Source organism: Colwellia marinimaniae (assembly GCF_002207865.1).
Classification (GTDB): domain Bacteria; phylum Pseudomonadota; class Gammaproteobacteria; order Enterobacterales; family Alteromonadaceae; genus Colwellia; species Colwellia marinimaniae.
Genome location: NZ_BDQM01000470.1, coordinates 1 through 242, shown reverse-complemented (window position 1 = coordinate 242; position 242 = coordinate 1). Strand labels below are relative to the sequence as shown.

Annotated in this window: 1 protein-coding gene; it reads left to right on the top strand. The window is 45.9% G+C overall.

Annotated features, from left to right (window positions below; genetic code table 11):
• Positions 1 to 202, top strand: a 202-nt coding sequence (locus tag MTCD1_RS20105; RefSeq protein ID WP_200818712.1) for a cytochrome c oxidase subunit 3, incomplete at its 5' end; no start/stop codon positions are given.
• Between the last annotated feature and the right edge of the window lie 40 nt (positions 203 to 242).

The following is a 242-nucleotide window of genomic DNA, read 5'->3' as shown; positions in this document are numbered from 1 at the left end:
TGGTGCCACCTTCTTCATGATCACCGGCTTTCATGGTTTACATGTCACCGCCGGGGTTATTTTTCTCTTGGTTATTGCACGGCGGGTCGCTAGCGGTCACTACGAAGGCAAAGGCTATCACATCGTCGAGATAACCGGCCTTTATTGGCACTTTGTAGATCTAGTATGGGTGTTTATCTTCGCACTTTTCTATCTCTGGTAAGCGGTATAGAAAATAGGTTAAGAGCTAAAAGTGGTAAAGG